The sequence below is a fragment of the Pseudomonas fluorescens HK44 genome (genome assembly GCF_000217955.3).
GTDB classification, from domain to species: domain Bacteria; phylum Pseudomonadota; class Gammaproteobacteria; order Pseudomonadales; family Pseudomonadaceae; genus Aquipseudomonas; species Aquipseudomonas fluorescens_AQ.
In genome coordinates this window covers 154148-171053 of record NZ_AFOY02000005.1, presented here as the reverse complement: position 1 = coordinate 171053, position 16906 = coordinate 154148, and the positions used below count along the sequence as shown (strand labels likewise).

Below are 16906 nucleotides of genomic sequence, written 5' to 3'. Positions count from 1 at the left end.
TTCTACCTCAGCTTCAGGGTGGCAAGGCCGACCAGTACGAGAATCACGGTGATGATCCAGAAACGGACGATCACGCGTGGCTCGGGCCAGCCCTTGAGTTCAAAGTGGTGGTGAATCGGTGCCATGCGAAATACCCGGCGACCGGTCAGTTTGAAAGAGGCAACCTGAATCACCACCGACAGGGTTTCCATCACGAACACACCGCCCATGATGAACAGGACGATTTCCTGACGAACGATCACGGCGATGGTGCCCAGGGCCGCGCCCAGCGCCAGTGCGCCGACGTCGCCCATGAAGACTTGAGCCGGGTACGTGTTGAACCAGAGGAAACCCAGGCCCGCACCGATCAGCGCGCCGCAGAACACGATCAGCTCACCTGCGCCCGGTACGTAAGGGATGAGCAGGTATTCGGCGAATTTCACGTTACCCGACAGGTAGCAGAAGATCCCCAGCGCGCCGCCGACCATCACGGTCGGCATGATCGCCAGGCCGTCGAGGCCGTCGGTCAGGTTGACCGCGTTGCTCGAGCCGACGATCACGAAGTAGGTCAGGACCACGAAGCCAATGCCGAGTGCGATGCTGGCGTCTTTGAACATCGGCACGATCAAGGTCGTTTCAACCGCACTGGGTGCAGTCATATAAAGGAAGATCGCCGCGCCCAGGCCGAACACCGACTGCCAGAAGTATTTCCAGCGGCTCGGCAAGCCACGGGAGTTTTTCTCGATCACTTTGCGGTAATCGTCGACCCAGCCCACGGCCCCGAACAGCAGGGTGACCAGCAACACGACCCAGACATAGCGGTTGTGCAGGTCTGCCCAAAGCAAGGTGCTGACGCCGATGGCGGTCAGAATCAGTGCGCCGCCCATGGTCGGCGTGCCCGACTTGGACAAGTGCGATTGCGGGCCGTCATTACGGACAGACTGGCCGATCTGGCGGTTCTGCAACGTGCGGATCATCCATGGACCCAGGTACAGCGACAACGACAACGCGGTCAGTACACCGAGAATCCCGCGCAGGGTCAGGTACTGAAAGACCGCGAAGCCTTTGTAGAACTGTTGCAGATACTCCGCTAACAACAGCAGCATTAATGTTTCTCCCCGCTCGAACCGCACAAAGCTGCAACGACGTTTTCCATCGCAGCGCTTCGCGAGCCCTTGATCAAAATAGTGGTGTTTGTATCGTGTTCGGCGCCCAGCGCCGCGATCAGATCAGCCTGATTGGCAAAGTGACGAGCCTGCTCACCGAAGGCTGCGACGGCATGCGCCATCATCGGGCCAACAGCGTAAAGCGCGGAAACCTTGCCGCTGGCGTACGCGCCAACGTCGCGGTGCCCCTGCTCCGCCCACTCGCCCAACTCGCCAATATCCCCGAGCACCAGAATGGTGCGACCGGAAAAGCCGGCGAGTATATCAATGGCCGCGCACATTGAGGCGGGGTTCGCGTTGTAAGAGTCATCAATGACGCGCATGCCATTGCTCGCCAGTTGCGCCACCGCACGGCCCTTGACCGGTTGCACTGCATTCAGCCCCGTGGCGATACCGAACAGCGACACACCCAGCGCATGCGCGGCCGCCGCGGCGGCCAGGGCATTGGCAACGTTGTGGTTGCCAAGCAGGTTCAGTTGAACCTGCTCGACGCCTTGCGGGCTGTGCAGCGTGAAGGACGGGCAACCGCGGGCGTCACGAGCCAGATCAGTGGCATGGAAATCGGCACGGCTGTCGTTCAGGGCAAAGCTCAGCACCTGACGGCCCGCGGCGCGCTTCTTCCAGATATCAAAAGCCTTGTCGTCGAGATTCAGGACGGCGACGCCATCGGCGTCCAGCCCTTCGAGAATCTCGCCCTTGGCTTCAACGATTTTTTCCGGTCCGCCGAATTCGCCGACGTGGGCACTCCCGGCGTTGTTGATCACAGCCACATGCGGCTTGGTCATGCCGACGGTGTAGGCAATCTCGCCGATCCGCGAAGCACCCAGTTCGATGACGGCCGCGGTGTGTTCCGCGGCCAGTTCGAGCAAGGTCAGCGGAACGCCGAGGTCATTGTTCAGGTTGCCACGGGTCGCCAGTACCGGCCCCCGCGTGCGCAGGATGCTCGCGAGCATTTCCTTGACCGTGGTTTTGCCGCTGGATCCGGTAATCGCCGCGACCGGGTTCGAATACGCCGCACGATTCAGCGCGCCGAGTTCGCCAAGGGCCTGACGAGTATCCAAGACCTGCAACTGCGGCAACGTGGAGTTCGTCACCTCACGCTCGACCAGCGCCGCGACCGCGCCTTTGGCAGCCACGTCGTTCAGGTAGTCATGACCATCGAAACGCGGCCCGGTCAGGGCAACAAACAACTGGCCCGGCTGGATCGCCCGGCTGTCGATGCTGACGCCATCGAAGCTGCTGTCGGCAGTCAGCAGACGGCCGGCCAATGGGCCCGCCACTTCGCTCAATTTCAAGGCTTTAAGCATGCGCCACCTCCCACGCGGTCAAGGCACGGTCGGCCTCCACCAGATCGGAGAAATCATGGCGTTCGCCGTTGATTTCCTGATAGTCCTCGTGACCTTTACCGGCCAGCACGATCACGTCATCCGCGCTGGCGCTGGCGATCAACTGGGCAATCGCCTGGCCACGGCCGGCGACGAAACGGACGTCATCCACCGCCGTGAAACCGGCGCGGATGTCGTCGAAAATCTGTGCAGGGTCTTCGGTGCGCGGATTGTCATCGGTGACCAGCACGCCGTCGGCCAGACGCTCGACCACTTCGGCCATCAGCGGACGCTTGCCACGATCGCGATCACCGCCGCAACCGAACAGGCAGAGCAATTTGCCCCTGGCGTGTGGACGCAGGGCCATCAGGACTTTTTCCAACGCATCCGGGGTATGGGCGTAATCGACCACCACCAGCGGCTGAGTACCGCCACCCAGACGCTGCATGCGACCGGCCGGCCCTTCGAGTTGTGGCAGTACGTGGAGGATTTCATCCAGCGCATAATCCAGGCCGAGCAAGGCACCGACAGCGGCCAGTACGTTGCTCAGATTGAAGCGACCGAGCAAGGCGCTGCGCAAATGGTGTTCGCCCTGCGGCGTCACCAGTGTGGCGCGCACGCCTTCATCGTCGAACTGCGCTTCACGGCAATAGAGGTAGGCGCTGGCGTCTTCGAGGCTGTAAGTGATCAGGCGCGACTCACCCTCTTCAGCCGCGAGTTGCCGACCGAACGCGTCGTCGAGGTTGATCACCCGGCACTTCAGATCGTTCCAGGCGAACAGCTTGGCCTTGGCCTCGCCATAGGCTTGCATGGTCCCGTGATAATCCAGGTGATCGCGCGACAGGTTGGTCATCACCGCCACATTGAACGCCAGTGCCGTCACGCGCCCTTGATCCAGACCGTGGGAGGACACTTCCATGGCCACGGCTTTGGCACCGGCCTTTTTCAGGTCGGCCAGGGTTGCCTGTACTGCAATCGGGTTCGGCGTGGTGTGCAGACCGCTTTCCAGTGCGCCGTAGAAACCGGTGCCCAGGGTGCCAACAATGCCGCAGTGCTGCCCCAACAGGTCCAGCGCTTGTGCGACCAATTGGGTCACGCTGGTCTTGCCATTGGTGCCGGTCACGCCAATCAGGTTCAGGTTACGGCTCGGGTCGCCGTAAAAACGCCCGGCAATATCCGACAGCTGCGCGGCCAGGCCTTTGACCGGAATCAGCGGCACATCGGTAATCGGCAGAACGGTCGCGCCTTCGACTTCGTAGGCGACTGCGGCGGCGCCACGTTGCAACGCGTCGGCAATGTGCGTACGACCGTCGAATTTAGCGCCTGGAACGGCCAGAAACAGGTCGCCCGCACGGACATTACGGCTGTCCAGGGTCAGTTCGCGAATCAACAGATCACGGCCGGCGTGGGCGAAAATCTTGTTCAGGCTAAGCGACATCAGCCACGCCCTCCATTGGCTTTAACAGGGGTAACCGGTGCCGCGTTGGCTTGCTGGGTGGCCGGCAGGTTGTCCGGCGTGATGTTCATCAGACGCAGGGTCCCGGACATCACTTTGCTGAACACCGGCGCCGAAACCAGACCACCGAAGTAGCCGGCCTTGCTCGGCTCATCGATGACCACAACGATTGCGTAGCGCGGGTCGCTCATGGGACCAAAACCTGCGAACAGCGAGCGGTAGGAGTTCTCGGCGTAGCCTTTGGTGCCCACCGATGTCTTACGTGCAGTACCGGATTTGCCAGCGACGTGATAGGCCGGCACTTGCGCACGGAATACACCGCGCGGCGCTTCGATCACCTGCTGCAACATGCCCTGCATGGTTTTCGCCACGGCTTCCGGAATCACTTGGGTAGTTTGCGCGGCCTTGTCGGTCTTGATCAGGGTCAGCGGTGCGATACGGCCGTTGTTGGCCAGCGCCGAGAAGGCGTGGACCAGTTGAATCGCGGTCACCGAGATACCGTAGCCGTACGACAGCGTGGCCGTCTCGGCCTTGCGCCATTCGCGGTAGTTCGGCAGGTTGCCGACCCGCTCGCCCGGGAAACCCAGGCCGGTGTCCTGGCCGAGGCCGACTTTCTGCGCCAGGCGGAAAATCGTTTCGCCGCCGATATCGAAGGCGACCTTACTCATGCCGACGTTACTGGAGTTGATCAGAATGCCGGTCAGGTCAAGCACCGGGCCTTCGGTCTTGGATACGTCCTTGATGGTGTATTTACCAATCTGCAAGCTGCCCGGGTACACCTCGACGGTGTCGCTCGGTTTCCAGCGCCCGGTTTCGATCGCGGCGCTCATGGAGATCGCTTTCATGGTCGAACCCGGCTCGAACACGTCAATCATGGCGCGGTTGCGCATCATCGCCGGTTGCAGGTTGCGACGGTTGTTCGGGTTGTAGGTCGGCTGGTTGACCATGGCGAGGATCTCGCCGGTCTTGACGTCCATGATCACCAGGCTGCCAGCCTTGGCGCCGTTCTCGATGATCGCGTTGCGCAACTCGCGGTTGGCCAGGTATTGCAGACGCAGGTCAATCGACAACGCCAAGGGCTTGCCGGCCTTGGCGTTTTTGGTCACTTGAACGTCTTTGATCAGCCTGCCGCGCCGGTCCTTGATGACCTGACGCTTGCCAGCGACACCGGCCAGCCATTCGTCATACGCCAATTCCACGCCTTCACGCCCGTGGTCATCAATGTCGGTAAAGCCGACCATGTGCGCGGTAACTTCGCCGGCCGGGTAGAAACGCCGGAACTCTTCGATGCCGTAAACGCCCGGCACTTTCAGATCGAGCGCGACCTGGCCCTGCTCGGGGGTCAGCCCGCGCACCAGATAGATGAATTCTTTATTTGCCTGAGCGTCGAGTCGCTCGGCCAGGACTTTAGGATCCTGCCCTAGCGCAGCCGCCAGTGCCGGCCACTTTTCCTTGGCCAGTTGCATTTCCTTGGGGTTGGCCCACAGGGTGGTGACCGGGGTACTCACAGCCAGCGGCTCGCCGTTACGGTCGGTGATCAAACCACGGTGAGCCGGAATCGGGATGTGTCGAACACTGCGCGCATCGCCCTGACCAATCAGGAAGTCACGGTCGATCACCTGCAGGTCGACAATGCGCCACGCGATGGCGGCCACCATGACGCCCAGCAAGCCAAGCACCACACGAAACCGCCAAGGAAAGAGTGCCCCTTCGAGTTTCATCATGGCGCCACCATCCGTACATCAGCAGCGCCGGGAATGCGCATCTTCAGTTGTTCGGTGGCCAATACTTCGATACGGCTGTGGGCGGTCCAGGTGCTCTGCTCGAGAATCAACCGGCCCCACTCTGCCTGCGCCTTGTCGCGCACACTCAACTCGTTGTACAGCGAGTTCAGCAACTGGCGGTTCCAGTGAGCGCTATAGGAAACCCCGATCGCGGAGACCAATACGGCGACAAAAAGCAGCAGCATGAAAAAGCTTCCGCCTGGAAGTGGCTTGGCGAAGAGCTTGCTCACCGAAGTTTCTCCGCGACACGCATGACGGCGCTACGGGAACGAGGGTTGGCTTTGAGTTCGGCTTCGCCAGCGAACTGCGGTTTGCCATGAATCTTGATTTTCGGCACAAAGGCTTCGAAACGTACCGGCAGGTTGCGCGGCAGGTTATCGGTTTCGCCCTTGACCAGTTTGCGCATGAACTGTTTGACGATGCGATCTTCCAGCGAGTGGAAGCTGATCACTACCAGGCGACCGCCCACTTCGAGAGCTTCAAGCGCGGCTTCGAGGCCGGTCTCAAGATCGCCCAACTCGTTGTTGACGTGAATTCGCAGGCCCTGGAACGCACGGGTCGCCGGGTTCTTGCCTTTTTCCCAGGCAGGGTTGGCGACTTTCAGGACTTCAGCCAGATCGCCAGTGCGCTCGAAGGGCTTGATATCGCGACGCTCGGCCACGGCACGGGCCATACGGCCGGAGAAACGCTCTTCGCCGTATTCCTTGAACACGCGGGCAATTTCTTCGACGGGTGCGGTGTTGACGAACTCTGCCGCACTGATCCCGCGAGACGGGTCCATGCGCATGTCCAGCGGGCCGTCATTGAGGAAACTGAAGCCACGCTCCGGGTCGTCGAGCTGTGGCGAAGACACGCCCAGGTCGAGCAGGACGCCGCTGACCTTGCCGGCCAGGCCGCGCTCGGCAACTTCCGAACCGAGTTCGGCAAAGCTGCGCTGCACAACGACAAAGCGGCCGTCTTCGGCCGCTAGCGTTTGCCCGGTGGCAATCGCCTGAGGATCTTTGTCGAACCCCAGCAACCGACCATCGGGACCGAGCTGGCTAAGAATCAGACGGCTATGCCCGCCACGCCCGAACGTGCCATCCAGATAGCAGCCATCAGGGCGTACGGCGAGAGCCTCAACGGCTTCGTCAAGCAGTACGGTGATGTGGTTAAAGCCGCTATCAATAGTCACAGGATCAAATCACGCAGTTCATCAGGCATGGCGCCCGGTTGTTGAATAGCAGCCAGGTCAGCAGCAGAAACCGCATCCCAGGCATCCTCGTCCCACAATTGGAACTTGTTCAGTTGGCCTACCAGCATCGCGCGCTTATCCAATTTGGCGTATTCGCGCAGACGCGGCGGGACCAGAAAACGACCACTGCCATCGAGCTCGAGGTCGACGGCATTACCAATCAGCAAACGTTGCAAACGGCGGTTCTCTTCGCGAAGCGAAGGCAGTGCGCGCAGTTTGGTTTCAATCAGCTCCCACTCATCGAGCGGGTAAACACATAAACAAGGATCAACGGCATCAATTGTGACAATTAATTGCCCGGAACTTCGCGAAACGAGCTCGTCACGATACCGGCTCGGCATGGCGAGACGGCCTTTTGCATCGAGACTGATAGCGTTAGCTCCGCGAAACACGTCAGCGTTTCTCCAAATTTTAGCGTTTTGCGCTTAAAAAACCCACTTCATGCCACTTTCCGCCACTTGCGCACACTATAGGAATGCGCCCACCACACCGTCAAGGCGCGGATCGAAGGAAAACCCTTACAGATCGGAGATTTAGCGCTGTAAAAGAAGGGGTTACGAGTATTTGGTGGATGATTTATCTCAATAACTTGAAGCAGCACTGAAGGCTACGTTCAGAAGTTAAAGTGATTTGTTAAGAGTAAGATTTTTTCGGTATTACAAAAGCGCCTCTGCTATTGATTCAAGCAGGGAGGGAATTGGCCACTACCCGGGTGATGCGACTAACGGTTCGAGCGCTGGCTAATCGGTATTACCAAGCCCTTCTGCCACTGATTCAAGCAGGGAGGGAATTGACCAGTACCTGAGTGACGCGACTAACGATTCGAGCGCTGGCTTATCGGTATTACAAAGCCCTTCTGTCACGGATTCAAGCAGGGAGGGTAATCACTACTGTATCGGAGCCTCTGCCAGGGATTCAGCAAATGGCCAATCAGTATTACTACGTCCTTGCGCCAAAGATTCAAGCGGAAGGAACAAAAAGGTGGAGAGTCGATCTATAAGCCGGGTTCTGTCTTGAACAGTCATTCGTCTACGATGGCCATCACTGGACATCTTTAGCAACCTACCCGGTCCCAGCGCGGGCCACGCCTTGGGACCCTATTTGGTCTTGCTCCAAGTGGGGTTTACCTAGCCACGAACTGTTGCCAGTCGTGCGGTGCGCTCTTACCGCACCTTTTCACCCTTACCGGCACCGAAGTGCTTAGGCGGTTATTTTCTGTGGCACTTTCCGTAGGCTCACGCCTCCCAGGCATTACCTGGCACTTCGCCCTATGGAGCCCGGACTTTCCTCCCCCCCCTAATTTTCATAGAGGGCAGCGACTGTCCAATCGACTCTCCGCCGCAAAGGTTAACGGCAGAGCGCCCGAAGAACAAGCGATAAAAGCCTTTGGCCGCCCTGCAACCCGCGTTTTTACTCGCTTTTCTGTTTATCCAGGGCCACCTGATAGAGAACGTTCTTGCGCTCACCGGTAATTTGCGCCGCCAACGCCGCAGCACGCTTGAGTGGCATTTCTTCGAGCAGCAGATCGAGAATACGCATTGCCTCGCTACTCACCGCCTCCTCACTCTCCGGCGCCGACCAGCCCGCCACCAACACCACACACTCGCCGCGCTGCTGATTGCTATCGTTTTCGACGAATGCCCGCAACTCGGCCAACGGCAGCCCCTTGAGGGTTTCGAAGGTTTTGGTCAGCTCGCGAGCAAGCAGCGCCGGACGCTCAGGACCGAACACCAGTTCCATGTCCTGCAAGCACTCGAGAATCCGGTGTGGCGCTTCGTAAAAGATCAACGTGCGCGGCTCTTCCTTTATGGACTCCAGACGCGCACGTCGCCCCACCGCCTTGGCCGGCAGAAAACCCTCGAAGATGAACCGGTCAGATGGCAACCCCGCCGCAGACAACGCCGCAATCAACGCGCAAGCACCGGGAACCGGTACTACATTGATACCTGCCGCCCGCGCCTGACGCACCAGGTGATAACCCGGGTCAGAGATCAGCGGCGTTCCCGCATCAGAGATCAACGCAACATTGTCACCGGCCAGCAAGCGCGTGATGAAACGACTGCCTTCATCGCGCTCATTGTGTTCATGACACGCCGCCAGCGGCGTGGCGATCCCGAAATGTTGCAGCAACCGCAGGGAGTGACGAGTGTCTTCAGCCGCGATCAGCGCCACTTCACGCAAGATTTTCAGCGCCCGCGCACTGATGTCATCCAGGTTGCCGATGGGCGTCGCCACCACATAAAGCGAGCCAGCAACGGAATTCAAAGCACCTGGAGCAGTCAAAGCGCACACCTCATGATCGGTAAAACCGGCATTGTAGCGCGTAGAAGTACCTTGAATACGCGCAGCGATCATCGTGCTCCACGCCCTTTTGTTGATCGCCGTAACATTTACACGACCTAAATTGAAGGTTTCACGCCAGTAACATCGCGCCCCGGCCAGCGCTTGGGTACAATTCCACGCTAATTTGATCGAGTATCAGGAACATTACATGATCGCTTGCCTGCGGCTGTTCTCTGCCCTCTGCCTCGCTGCCCTGTTGACGGCTTGCGCCAGCTCGCCCTCCTCCAGCCTTGGCGAACTTCCACGGACTGCGGATGCCAGTATCGAGCAACTGCTCGAACAGGCTGCCACCAGCAAAACGCCGGAGAAGGCCGCCCTGTTACGCTTGAGCGCGGCAGACCTGGCCTACCGCCAAGGTAACGCCGGCCAGTCTGCACAAATTCTTCAGCAGATCCCGATGGACCAGTTGAAACCCGGCCAACAGGTGTTCGCCAGCACCCTGGCCGCCGAACTGGCGCTGACTCGCAACCAGCCCAAGGCGGCACTGACCGCCTTGAGCCATCCGAGCCTGCAACACCTGAGCGAGTTGCCGGTCGAGCAGCAAGTGCGCACCGGCATCGTCCATGCCCGCGCCCTTGAAGCCGACGGCCAGACCCTGGCCGCCGCCCGCGAACGCATCTTTATCGCGCCACTGCTCAAGGATGACGCGGCCAGCAAAAACCACGAGGCCATCTGGGCACTCATTTCGTCCCTGCCGACCGATCAACTGCAACCCATCACCACCGACGACCTCGGCGGCTGGATGAGCCTGGCTATTGCGGTGAAAAACGCCGGCACGCTGGAACAGCAACAAGCCGCCATCGACAACTGGCGCGCACAGCACCCTAAACATCCCGCTGCACTTGTGCTGCCTCTGCCTTTGACCAAGCTCAAGGAACTGGCCAGCCAACCGGTCAGCAAGATCGGCCTGCTGCTGCCGCAAGACGGTCCTCTGGCGTCGGTCGCCAAGGCCCTGCGCGAAGGGTTCCTGGCCGCTCACTACCAGGCCCAGCAAGCCGGACAGAAGCCGCCTGCCATCGAGTTCTATGACAGCTCGCACCTGACCTCGCTGGACGACTTCTATCGCAAGGCACAAGCCGACGGCGTGCAGTTGGTCATCGGCCCGCTGGAAAAACCGCTGGTCAAACAACTCAGCACTCGCCCGCAACTGCCGATCACTACGCTGGCGCTGAACTACAGCGAAGGCGAACAAGGTCCAGCCCAATTGTTCCAGTTCGGCCTGGCTGCCGAAGACGAAGCCCGCGAAGTTTCCCGCCGGGCACGCGCCGATGGCCTGCACCGCGCCGCCGCCCTGGTGCCGAAAGGTGAATGGGGCGATCGCGTGCTTAAAGCCTTCCGTCAGGATTGGGAAGCCAACGGCGGCACCGTCATTGGTATCGAACGCGTTGATCAGCCGGTGGCCCTGGCTCAGCAAATCGCCGACCTGTTCCAGCTGCGTCAGAGCGAAGGTCGCGCCAAGAGCCTGCAAAGCACCGTAGGTTCGCAGGTAGCGGCACAGCCTTCGCGCCGTCAGGACATCGAGTTCATTTTCCTCGCCTCGACACCGCAGCAAGCCCAGCAGATCAAGCCAACGCTGAACTTCCAATACGCAGGCGACGTACCGGTTTACGCCACGTCCCACGTGTTCAGCGCCAGCGGCGACCAGAACCAGTACAACGACATGAACGGCATTCGCTTCTGCGAAACCCCATGGCTGCTGGATGCCAACGACCCGCTGCGCAGGCAAGTGGCCGCTCAATGGCCACAAGCCGCGGGCAGTCTGGGCCGCCTCTATGCAATGGGTGTCGACGCCTATCGCCTGGCGCCGCGCCTGGGCCAACTCAAGGCACTGCCAGAAAGCTCCATCGAAGGTCAGTCGGGCACCCTGAGCATGACCTCCTCGCAACGCATTCAACGTCAGCTGCCGTGGGCACAGTTCATCAACGGCCAGGTTCAACGCCTGCCTGACACACCACGCTGATGCCTGACAGGTCACGCCAACAAAGCGGTCGAGATGCTGAAAGCCAGGCGCTCAAGCATCTCCAGCAACAAGGTCTGCGCCTCCTGGCGCAGAACTGGTTGTGTAAACGCGGCGAGCTTGATCTGGTCATGCTTGACGGCGATACAGTAGTATTCGTCGAAGTCCGCTACAGACAAAACACCCAATGGGGTGGCGCGCTCGGCAGCATCGATGCGCGCAAGCGTCAGAAATTGATACTCGCCGCGCAGTATTTTCTGCAGCGCGAGTCGCGCTGGGCCAACTCCCCCTGCCGTTTCGACGTAGTTGCCATAGACGGCAGCGCGGCTCATTTGAACTGGCTAAGGAACGCCTTTGACAGCTGACTGCTCAAAGGCAAGGCCGATCTTCACTCAACACTTTTGCTCTTTGCTTTGCGGGCTGCACATTGCTGTGCCACCAAGCCGCGCCACTTAAGGTCACACAGATGGACATGCAATCGCGAATTCGCCAGCTTTTTCAGGCCAGTATCGATACCAAGCAACAGGCGATGGACGTACTTGCACCGCACATCGAGCAAGCCAGCCAAGTGATGGTCAACGCCCTGCTCAACGAAGGTAAAATGCTTTCGTGTGGCAACGGCGGTTCAGCCGGTGACGCGCAACACTTCTCCTCCGAGCTGCTCAACCGCTTCGAGCGCGAACGCCCGAGCCTGCCAGCCATTGCGCTGACGACCGACAGTTCGACGATCACCTCGATCGCCAACGACTACAGTTACAACGAAATCTTCTCCAAACAGATCCGCGCGCTCGGTCAGCCCGGCGACGTGCTGCTGGCGATTTCCACCAGCGGCAACTCGGCAAACATTATTCAAGCGATCCAGGCCGCACATGATCGCGAAATGATTGTCGTAGCATTGACTGGACGTGACGGCGGCGGCATGGCATCGCTGCTATTACCCGAAGACGTCGAAATACGCGTCCCGGCCAATGTCACCGCACGCATTCAGGAAGTCCACCTGCTGGCGATCCATTGTCTTTGCGACTTGATCGACAGCCAATTGTTCGGGAGTGAAGAATGACCCTTAATCGCCTTGGCCTTCTGGCCTTGACTCTAAGCCTGGGCATCAGCGGCTGCACCTCGGTACTCACCGCGACCCGCGAAGCCCCCATTGAAGACGATCGCGGCACTCGCACCTTCGGCAGCAAGATCGACGACTCCCTGATCGAAACCAAGGTCGGCGTGAACGTGGCCAAGGCCAGCCCGGACCTGGACACGGGCTCGCACATCATCGTCACCAGCTTCAACGGTGTGGTGCTGCTCGCCGGGCAAACGCCACGCCCTGACCTCAAGGAACTGGCCGGGCAAGCTGCCGCTGCAGTTCAGCGGGTAAAGACCGTACACAACGAACTGCAAGTGATGCAGCCTTCGTCGATACTGGCCCGCAATAACGATGCCTGGCTGACCACCAAGATCAAAACCCAGATGCTCGCCGACGCCAGCATCCCGGGCTCGCGCATCAAGGTCGTGACCGAGAACGGTATCGTCTACTTGCTGGGCCTTGTGACCAAGCAGGAAGCCGGCCAGGCCACCAACCTGGTGCAGGGCGTTTCTGGCGTACAGAAGATTGTGAAGCTGTTCGAGTACATCGACTGATACCTGCCGCGCCCCTGCAGGAGCACGGCTTGCCGGCGATGGCGTCCTTGAGGCCGCCATCGCGAGCAAGCTTTGCCCCTACAGACCTACAGAAGAGCAGGCACAAAAAAGGCGATCCTTGCGGATCGCCTTTTTTATTACTTCACTACCTTCAAACTTGGCCGGCCGCTAGGACGCGGTGGCTCGCTGTCGGGCGGTGGAAGATCATCATCCGACTCGATCTCTTCCTCGTCGTCCATAGGCGATTCCAGATCGAACACCATGCCCTGACCATTCTCCCGGGCGTAAATGCCAAGGATCGCAGCGATAGGCACGTACAACGTATGCGGCACGCCGCCGAAACGCCCTTCGAAGCTGACCGCATCGTTGTCCATGTGCAAATGACGCACTGCCGCAGGCGATACGTTCAGGACAATCTGCCCGTCGCTGGCAAAGCCTTGCGGCACCTGCACCGAGGGATACTCGGAATTGACCAGCAGATGCGGGGTGCAATCGTTGTCCACAATCCACTCATAGAGCGCGCGGACCAAATAAGGTCGACTGGAGTTCATAGCGGCTCCTTAAGCCTTAGCGCATATCGCGTTCGACACCAGACAGACTCGCCTGGAAAGCCTCACGCGCAAACTGACGCTCCATGTAATCAAGCAGCGGCTTGGCAGGCCGCGGCAGTTCAATACCCAGAATCGGTAAACGCCAGAGTATTGGAAGTAGGCAACAATCCACCAGACTTTGTTCCTCACTCAAGAAAAACGGCTTGTCGGCGAACAGCGGCGAAACGCCCGTCAGGCTTTCACGCAATTCCTTGCGAGCCTGCACACGTGCCGGCTCCTTGGTCCGCGAATCCAGAATCAGATCCACCAGAACACACCAGTCACGCTGAATACGGTGAATCAGCAGGCGACTGTTGGCACGCGCCACCGGATAAACCGGCAACAACGGTGGATGCGGGTAACGCTCATCCAGATATTCCATCACCACGGTCGACTCCCACAACGCCAGGTCACGATCGACCAGGGTGGGCAAGCTGCCGTAAGGGTTCACTTCGATCAGCTTTGGCGGCTGACGGCCCGCCTCCACACTGATGATCTCGGCGCTGACACCCTTCTCTGCCAGTACGATACGCACTCGGTGGGAATAGTGGTCGGCGGGGTCGGAGTAACAGGCCAACCGATTGGTCACGCCCATGGCGGTCCTCCTCGCTTGTTGAAATGATCGGGAGCGGAAAAACGAGCGCGCCCAGAGGGCGCCTCCCGTAACGCCTGGATGACCAGACTCGTTACACGTTCAGAGACGCCCTTGGGCGCGCGCGATTAACAGCAATTGCTTAAAGCTTTATCAATGCACGTCTTTCCAGTATTCACGCTTGAGCAAGTAAGCGAATACGAAGAAGAACGCCAGGTACAGCAACACATAGGTACCGATGCGCTGATGCTGCAGCTTCACCGGGTTGGCCGAATAGGCCAGGAAGGTCACCAGATTCTTGACCTTCTCGTCGAACTGCTGTTCGTTCAGTGCACCGGTTTTCGGCACGATAGTCAGCTGATCGCACGCTTCATGAGTCAGCGGCGTGCCGGTCAGCGGATCATACTGCTTCTTGCCGTTTTCGACGATTTGAACTTGTTTGCAGCCTACCACCTGACGACCCTGCAGGCCGACCAGAATGTTAGGCATACCGACGTTCGGGAACACCTTGTTGTTCACGCCCCAAGGACGAGTCGGGTCTTCATAGAACGACCGCAGGTAGCCGTAGAGCCAGTCAGTACCTCGAACGCGAGCCACCAGCGTCAGGTCGGGCGGCGCAGCGCCGAACCAGGACTTGGCGTCTGCCGGCTGCATGCCGATGCTCATGTGGTCACCGATCTTGGCGCCCGTGAACACCAGGTTCTTCAGCATCAGATCATGAGGAATCCCCAGATCGTCGGCAACGCGCTCATAGCGCTGGAACTTGGCACTGTGGCAACCCATGCAGTAGTTGGCGAACGTACGCGCGCCATCTTGCATTGCCGCTTTATCGGAGACGTCGATATCGACTTTTTCGAGCTCTGGACCACCGTGCTCGGCCGCGAAGGACAAGACAGGCAACGCAGCAAGAATCAGTACAGCAAATAGCTTTTTCATCAGCCAGTCACCCTTTCCGGAACCGGTTTGGTCTTCTCGAGCCTGGTGTAGAACGGCATCAAAATGAAGTAGGCGAAGTACAGGAAGGTACAGACCTGCGACAGCAACGTACGTTCCGGGGTAGGCGCCATGACGCCCAGCCAGCCAAGAATCACGAAGGCGATGCAGAACACCCAGAGCCAGATCCTGCTCAGCCAGCCCTTGTAGCGCATGGACTTGACCGGGCTACGGTCGAGCCACGGCAGGACGAACAGCAAGGCAATCGAAGCCCCCATGGCCACAACGCCCAGGAGCTTGTCCGGAACCGCACGCAGAATCGCGTAGAACGGCGTGAAGTACCAGACCGGGGCAATGTGTTCCGGGGTCTTGAAGGCGTTCGCCACCTCGAAGTTCGGCTTCTCGAGGAAGTAACCGCCCATCTCCGGGAAGAAGAACACGATCGCGCAGAAGATGAACAGGAACACCACCACGCCGACGATATCTTTCACGGTGTAGTACGGGTGGAAGGCAATGCCGTCCAGCGGTACGCCGTTTTCGTCCTTGTGTTTCTTGATGTCCACGCCGTCCGGGTTGTTCGAGCCGACTTCGTGCAGCGCCAGAACGTGCAGCACCACCAGACCGAGAATCACGATCGGCAAGGCCACGACGTGCAAGGCGAAGAAGCGGTTCAGGGTGATGCCCGAAATCAGGTAGTCACCACGGATCCACTGGGTCAGGTCGTTACCGATGACCGGGATCGCACCGAACAGCGAGATGATCACCTGGGCACCCCAGTAGGACATTTGACCCCACGGCAGCAGGTAGCCCATGAAGGCTTCAGCCATCAGCGCCAGGTAGATCAGCATGCCGAAGACCCACACCAGCTCACGCGGCTTCTGGTACGAACCGTAGAGCAGGCCACGGAACATATGCAGGTAAACCACGATGAAGAACGCCGAAGCGCCGGTGGAGTGCAGCAGACGCAGGATCGAGCCGTACTCGACGTCGCGCATGATGTATTCGACGGAAGCGAATGCTTCTTCCGCCGACGGGGTGTAGCTCATGGTCAGCCAGACACCGGTTACGATCTGGTTAACCAGAACCAACAGCGCCAGGGAGCCAAAGAAATAGAAGAAGTTGAAGTTCTTCGGGGCGTAGTACTTGCTGAGATGGTCTTCCCACATTTTAGTGGCAGGAAAGCGCGCATCAACCCAATCCATGAACTTGCTCATCACGCTTTCTCCGTATCGACGCCGATGACAATGATGTCGTTCGACTCATAGGAATGCGGGGGAACTGGCAGATTCAAAGGCGCAGGTTGCGACTTGAAGACGCGGCCTGCCAGATCGTAGTGGGAACCGTGGCAAGGGCAGAAATAACCACCTACCCATTTTGGGCCAAGATCGGCAGGCGCTACTTCTGGACGGAAGGTCGGAGAACAACCCAGGTGCGTGCAAATACCGATCAGCAGCAGAACTTCCGGCTTGATCGAACGCGTCTTGGGGTCCACGTAAGTCGGTTGTACCGAATTCTTGGAGTCTGGATCAGAGAGATCACCCTCGATCTTTGCAAGATTCCCCAAAATCTCCTGCGTACGGCGGACGATGAATACCGGCTGACCGCGCCATTCAGCAATCATTTGCTGACCTGGTTCGATTTTGCTGACATTCACTTTCACCGGTGCACCTGCGGCTTTCGCCTTGGCACTGGGAAACCATGACCCCACGAACGGGACCGCAGCCCCCACCGCTCCTGCAGCACCCACCACGGATGTGGCTGCTACCAAGAAGCGACGCCGGCCTGCATTCACGCCGTCATTGCTCATTCAGTCCTCTCCCATCAGCTTTGTGGCCTGTTAAATCAGGCATCTACTAAGTAAAAATCTGAACTTATAAAAATTTTGCAGAATGGTAATGAAAAGCCCCAGTTC

General features: G+C 59.2%; 17 protein-coding genes and 1 other RNA gene. 4 read left to right on the top strand and 14 right to left on the bottom strand.

The genetic code is table 11. The features are described from left to right. Positions 1–2: 2 nt before the first annotated feature. From mraY to rsmI, 9 genes are all read right to left on the bottom strand, one after another. A complete protein-coding gene (gene mraY / locus HK44_RS05530) occupies positions 3–1085 on the bottom strand; it encodes a phospho-N-acetylmuramoyl-pentapeptide-transferase (protein WP_019693560.1) in 1083 nt (360 codons plus the stop codon). Next, the gene (locus HK44_RS05525; RefSeq protein ID WP_019693561.1) at positions 1085–2452 is read right to left on the bottom strand and encodes a UDP-N-acetylmuramoyl-tripeptide--D-alanyl-D-alanine ligase; all 1368 of its coding nucleotides are present in this window, start codon (positions 2450–2452) and stop codon (positions 1085–1087) included. Before HK44_RS05525 ends, mraY begins: the two co-directional genes overlap by 1 nt. Further along, on the bottom strand, positions 2445–3908 hold the full coding sequence (locus HK44_RS05520; RefSeq protein ID WP_019693562.1) for a UDP-N-acetylmuramoyl-L-alanyl-D-glutamate--2,6-diaminopimelate ligase: 1464 nt from the start codon (positions 3906–3908) through the stop codon (positions 2445–2447). Before HK44_RS05520 ends, HK44_RS05525 begins: the two co-directional genes overlap by 8 nt. Continuing rightward, positions 3908–5647 (bottom strand): peptidoglycan D,D-transpeptidase FtsI family protein, encoded by a 1740-nt coding sequence (locus tag HK44_RS05515; RefSeq protein WP_187682483.1) that lies wholly within the window; start codon positions 5645–5647, stop codon positions 3908–3910. The genes HK44_RS05520 and HK44_RS05515 overlap by 1 nt, the downstream gene beginning before the upstream one ends. After that, positions 5647–5940 (bottom strand): cell division protein FtsL, encoded by a 294-nt coding sequence (gene ftsL, locus HK44_RS05510; protein ID WP_019693564.1) that lies wholly within the window; start codon positions 5938–5940, stop codon positions 5647–5649. Before ftsL ends, HK44_RS05515 begins: the two co-directional genes overlap by 1 nt. Next, the gene (gene rsmH, locus HK44_RS05505; RefSeq protein ID WP_019693565.1) at positions 5937–6884 is read right to left on the bottom strand and encodes a 16S rRNA (cytosine(1402)-N(4))-methyltransferase RsmH; all 948 of its coding nucleotides are present in this window, start codon (positions 6882–6884) and stop codon (positions 5937–5939) included. The genes ftsL and rsmH overlap by 4 nt, the downstream gene beginning before the upstream one ends. Further along, positions 6881–7336 (bottom strand): division/cell wall cluster transcriptional repressor MraZ, encoded by a 456-nt coding sequence (gene mraZ, locus HK44_RS05500; protein ID WP_019693566.1) that lies wholly within the window; start codon positions 7334–7336, stop codon positions 6881–6883. Before mraZ ends, rsmH begins: the two co-directional genes overlap by 4 nt. Before the next feature lie 589 nt (positions 7337–7925). Beyond that, positions 7926–8279, bottom strand: an RNA gene (gene rnpB / locus HK44_RS05495) — RNase P RNA component class A. 75 nt (positions 8280–8354) lie between these two features. Continuing rightward, the gene (rsmI, locus tag HK44_RS05490; RefSeq protein WP_024264767.1) at positions 8355–9227 is read right to left on the bottom strand and encodes a 16S rRNA (cytidine(1402)-2'-O)-methyltransferase; all 873 of its coding nucleotides are present in this window, start codon (positions 9225–9227) and stop codon (positions 8355–8357) included. 208 nt (positions 9228–9435) lie between these two features. Here rsmI and HK44_RS05485 point away from each other — a divergent pair, with 208 nt between their 5' ends. The 4 genes from HK44_RS05485 (at position 9436) to HK44_RS05470 (ending at position 12879) form a co-directional block, all read left to right on the top strand. Continuing rightward, complete coding sequence (locus tag HK44_RS05485) at positions 9436–11247, top strand: penicillin-binding protein activator (RefSeq protein ID WP_019693568.1); 1812 nt, start codon at positions 9436–9438, stop codon at positions 11245–11247. Then, positions 11247–11609, top strand: a complete 363-nt coding sequence (locus HK44_RS05480) for a YraN family protein (RefSeq protein WP_019693569.1) — start codon at positions 11247–11249, stop codon at positions 11607–11609. The genes HK44_RS05485 and HK44_RS05480 overlap by 1 nt, the downstream gene beginning before the upstream one ends. A 101-nt stretch (positions 11610–11710) precedes the next feature. Further along, a complete protein-coding gene (locus HK44_RS05475) occupies positions 11711–12304 on the top strand; it encodes a phosphoheptose isomerase (RefSeq protein WP_007904374.1) in 594 nt (197 codons plus the stop codon). Next, complete coding sequence (locus tag HK44_RS05470; protein ID WP_019693570.1) at positions 12301–12879, top strand: BON domain-containing protein; 579 nt, start codon at positions 12301–12303, stop codon at positions 12877–12879. Before HK44_RS05475 ends, HK44_RS05470 begins: the two co-directional genes overlap by 4 nt. A gap of 137 nt (positions 12880–13016) precedes the next feature. Here the strand turns inward: HK44_RS05470 and HK44_RS05465 are convergent, their stop codons facing one another. From HK44_RS05465 to petA, 5 genes are all read right to left on the bottom strand, one after another. Then, positions 13017–13430 (bottom strand): ClpXP protease specificity-enhancing factor, encoded by a 414-nt coding sequence (locus tag HK44_RS05465; protein WP_019693571.1) that lies wholly within the window; start codon positions 13428–13430, stop codon positions 13017–13019. A 16-nt stretch (positions 13431–13446) separates the two neighbouring features. After that, positions 13447–14064, bottom strand: coding sequence for a glutathione S-transferase N-terminal domain-containing protein (locus HK44_RS05460; RefSeq protein WP_019693572.1), 618 nt, complete (start codon positions 14062–14064; stop codon positions 13447–13449). A gap of 150 nt (positions 14065–14214) precedes the next feature. After that, the gene (locus tag HK44_RS05455) at positions 14215–14997 is read right to left on the bottom strand and encodes a cytochrome c1 (RefSeq protein WP_019693573.1); all 783 of its coding nucleotides are present in this window, start codon (positions 14995–14997) and stop codon (positions 14215–14217) included. Next, a complete protein-coding gene (locus HK44_RS05450) occupies positions 14997–16208 on the bottom strand; it encodes a cytochrome b (protein ID WP_019693574.1) in 1212 nt (403 codons plus the stop codon). The genes HK44_RS05455 and HK44_RS05450 overlap by 1 nt, the downstream gene beginning before the upstream one ends. Then, positions 16208–16801, bottom strand: coding sequence for a ubiquinol-cytochrome c reductase iron-sulfur subunit (petA, locus tag HK44_RS05445; RefSeq protein ID WP_019693575.1), 594 nt, complete (start codon positions 16799–16801; stop codon positions 16208–16210). Before petA ends, HK44_RS05450 begins: the two co-directional genes overlap by 1 nt. Between the last annotated feature and the right edge of the window lie 105 nt (positions 16802–16906).

Bases quoted from the DNA above. Each gene is read 5' to 3' on its own strand.
- mraY (WP_019693560.1), bottom strand. From the start codon at position 1,085: ATGCTGCTGTTGTTAGCGGAGTATCTGCAACAGTTCTACAAAGGCTTC.
- HK44_RS05525 (WP_019693561.1), bottom strand. From the start codon at position 2,452: ATGCTTAAAGCCTTGAAATTGAGCGAAGTGGCGGGCCCATTGGCCGGC.
- HK44_RS05520 (WP_019693562.1), bottom strand. From the start codon at position 3,908: ATGTCGCTTAGCCTGAACAAGATTTTCGCCCACGCCGGCCGTGATCTG.
- HK44_RS05515 (WP_187682483.1), bottom strand. From the start codon at position 5,647: ATGAAACTCGAAGGGGCACTCTTTCCTTGGCGGTTTCGTGTGGTGCTT.
- HK44_RS05485 (WP_019693568.1), top strand. From the start codon at position 9,436: ATGATCGCTTGCCTGCGGCTGTTCTCTGCCCTCTGCCTCGCTGCCCTG.
- HK44_RS05480 (WP_019693569.1), top strand. From the start codon at position 11,247: ATGCCTGACAGGTCACGCCAACAAAGCGGTCGAGATGCTGAAAGCCAG.
- HK44_RS05475 (WP_007904374.1), top strand. From the start codon at position 11,711: ATGGACATGCAATCGCGAATTCGCCAGCTTTTTCAGGCCAGTATCGAT.
- HK44_RS05470 (WP_019693570.1), top strand. From the start codon at position 12,301: ATGACCCTTAATCGCCTTGGCCTTCTGGCCTTGACTCTAAGCCTGGGC.
- HK44_RS05465 (WP_019693571.1), bottom strand. From the start codon at position 13,430: ATGAACTCCAGTCGACCTTATTTGGTCCGCGCGCTCTATGAGTGGATT.
- HK44_RS05460 (WP_019693572.1), bottom strand. From the start codon at position 14,064: ATGGGCGTGACCAATCGGTTGGCCTGTTACTCCGACCCCGCCGACCAC.
- HK44_RS05455 (WP_019693573.1), bottom strand. From the start codon at position 14,997: ATGAAAAAGCTATTTGCTGTACTGATTCTTGCTGCGTTGCCTGTCTTG.
- HK44_RS05450 (WP_019693574.1), bottom strand. From the start codon at position 16,208: ATGAGCAAGTTCATGGATTGGGTTGATGCGCGCTTTCCTGCCACTAAA.
- petA (WP_019693575.1), bottom strand. From the start codon at position 16,801: ATGAGCAATGACGGCGTGAATGCAGGCCGGCGTCGCTTCTTGGTAGCA.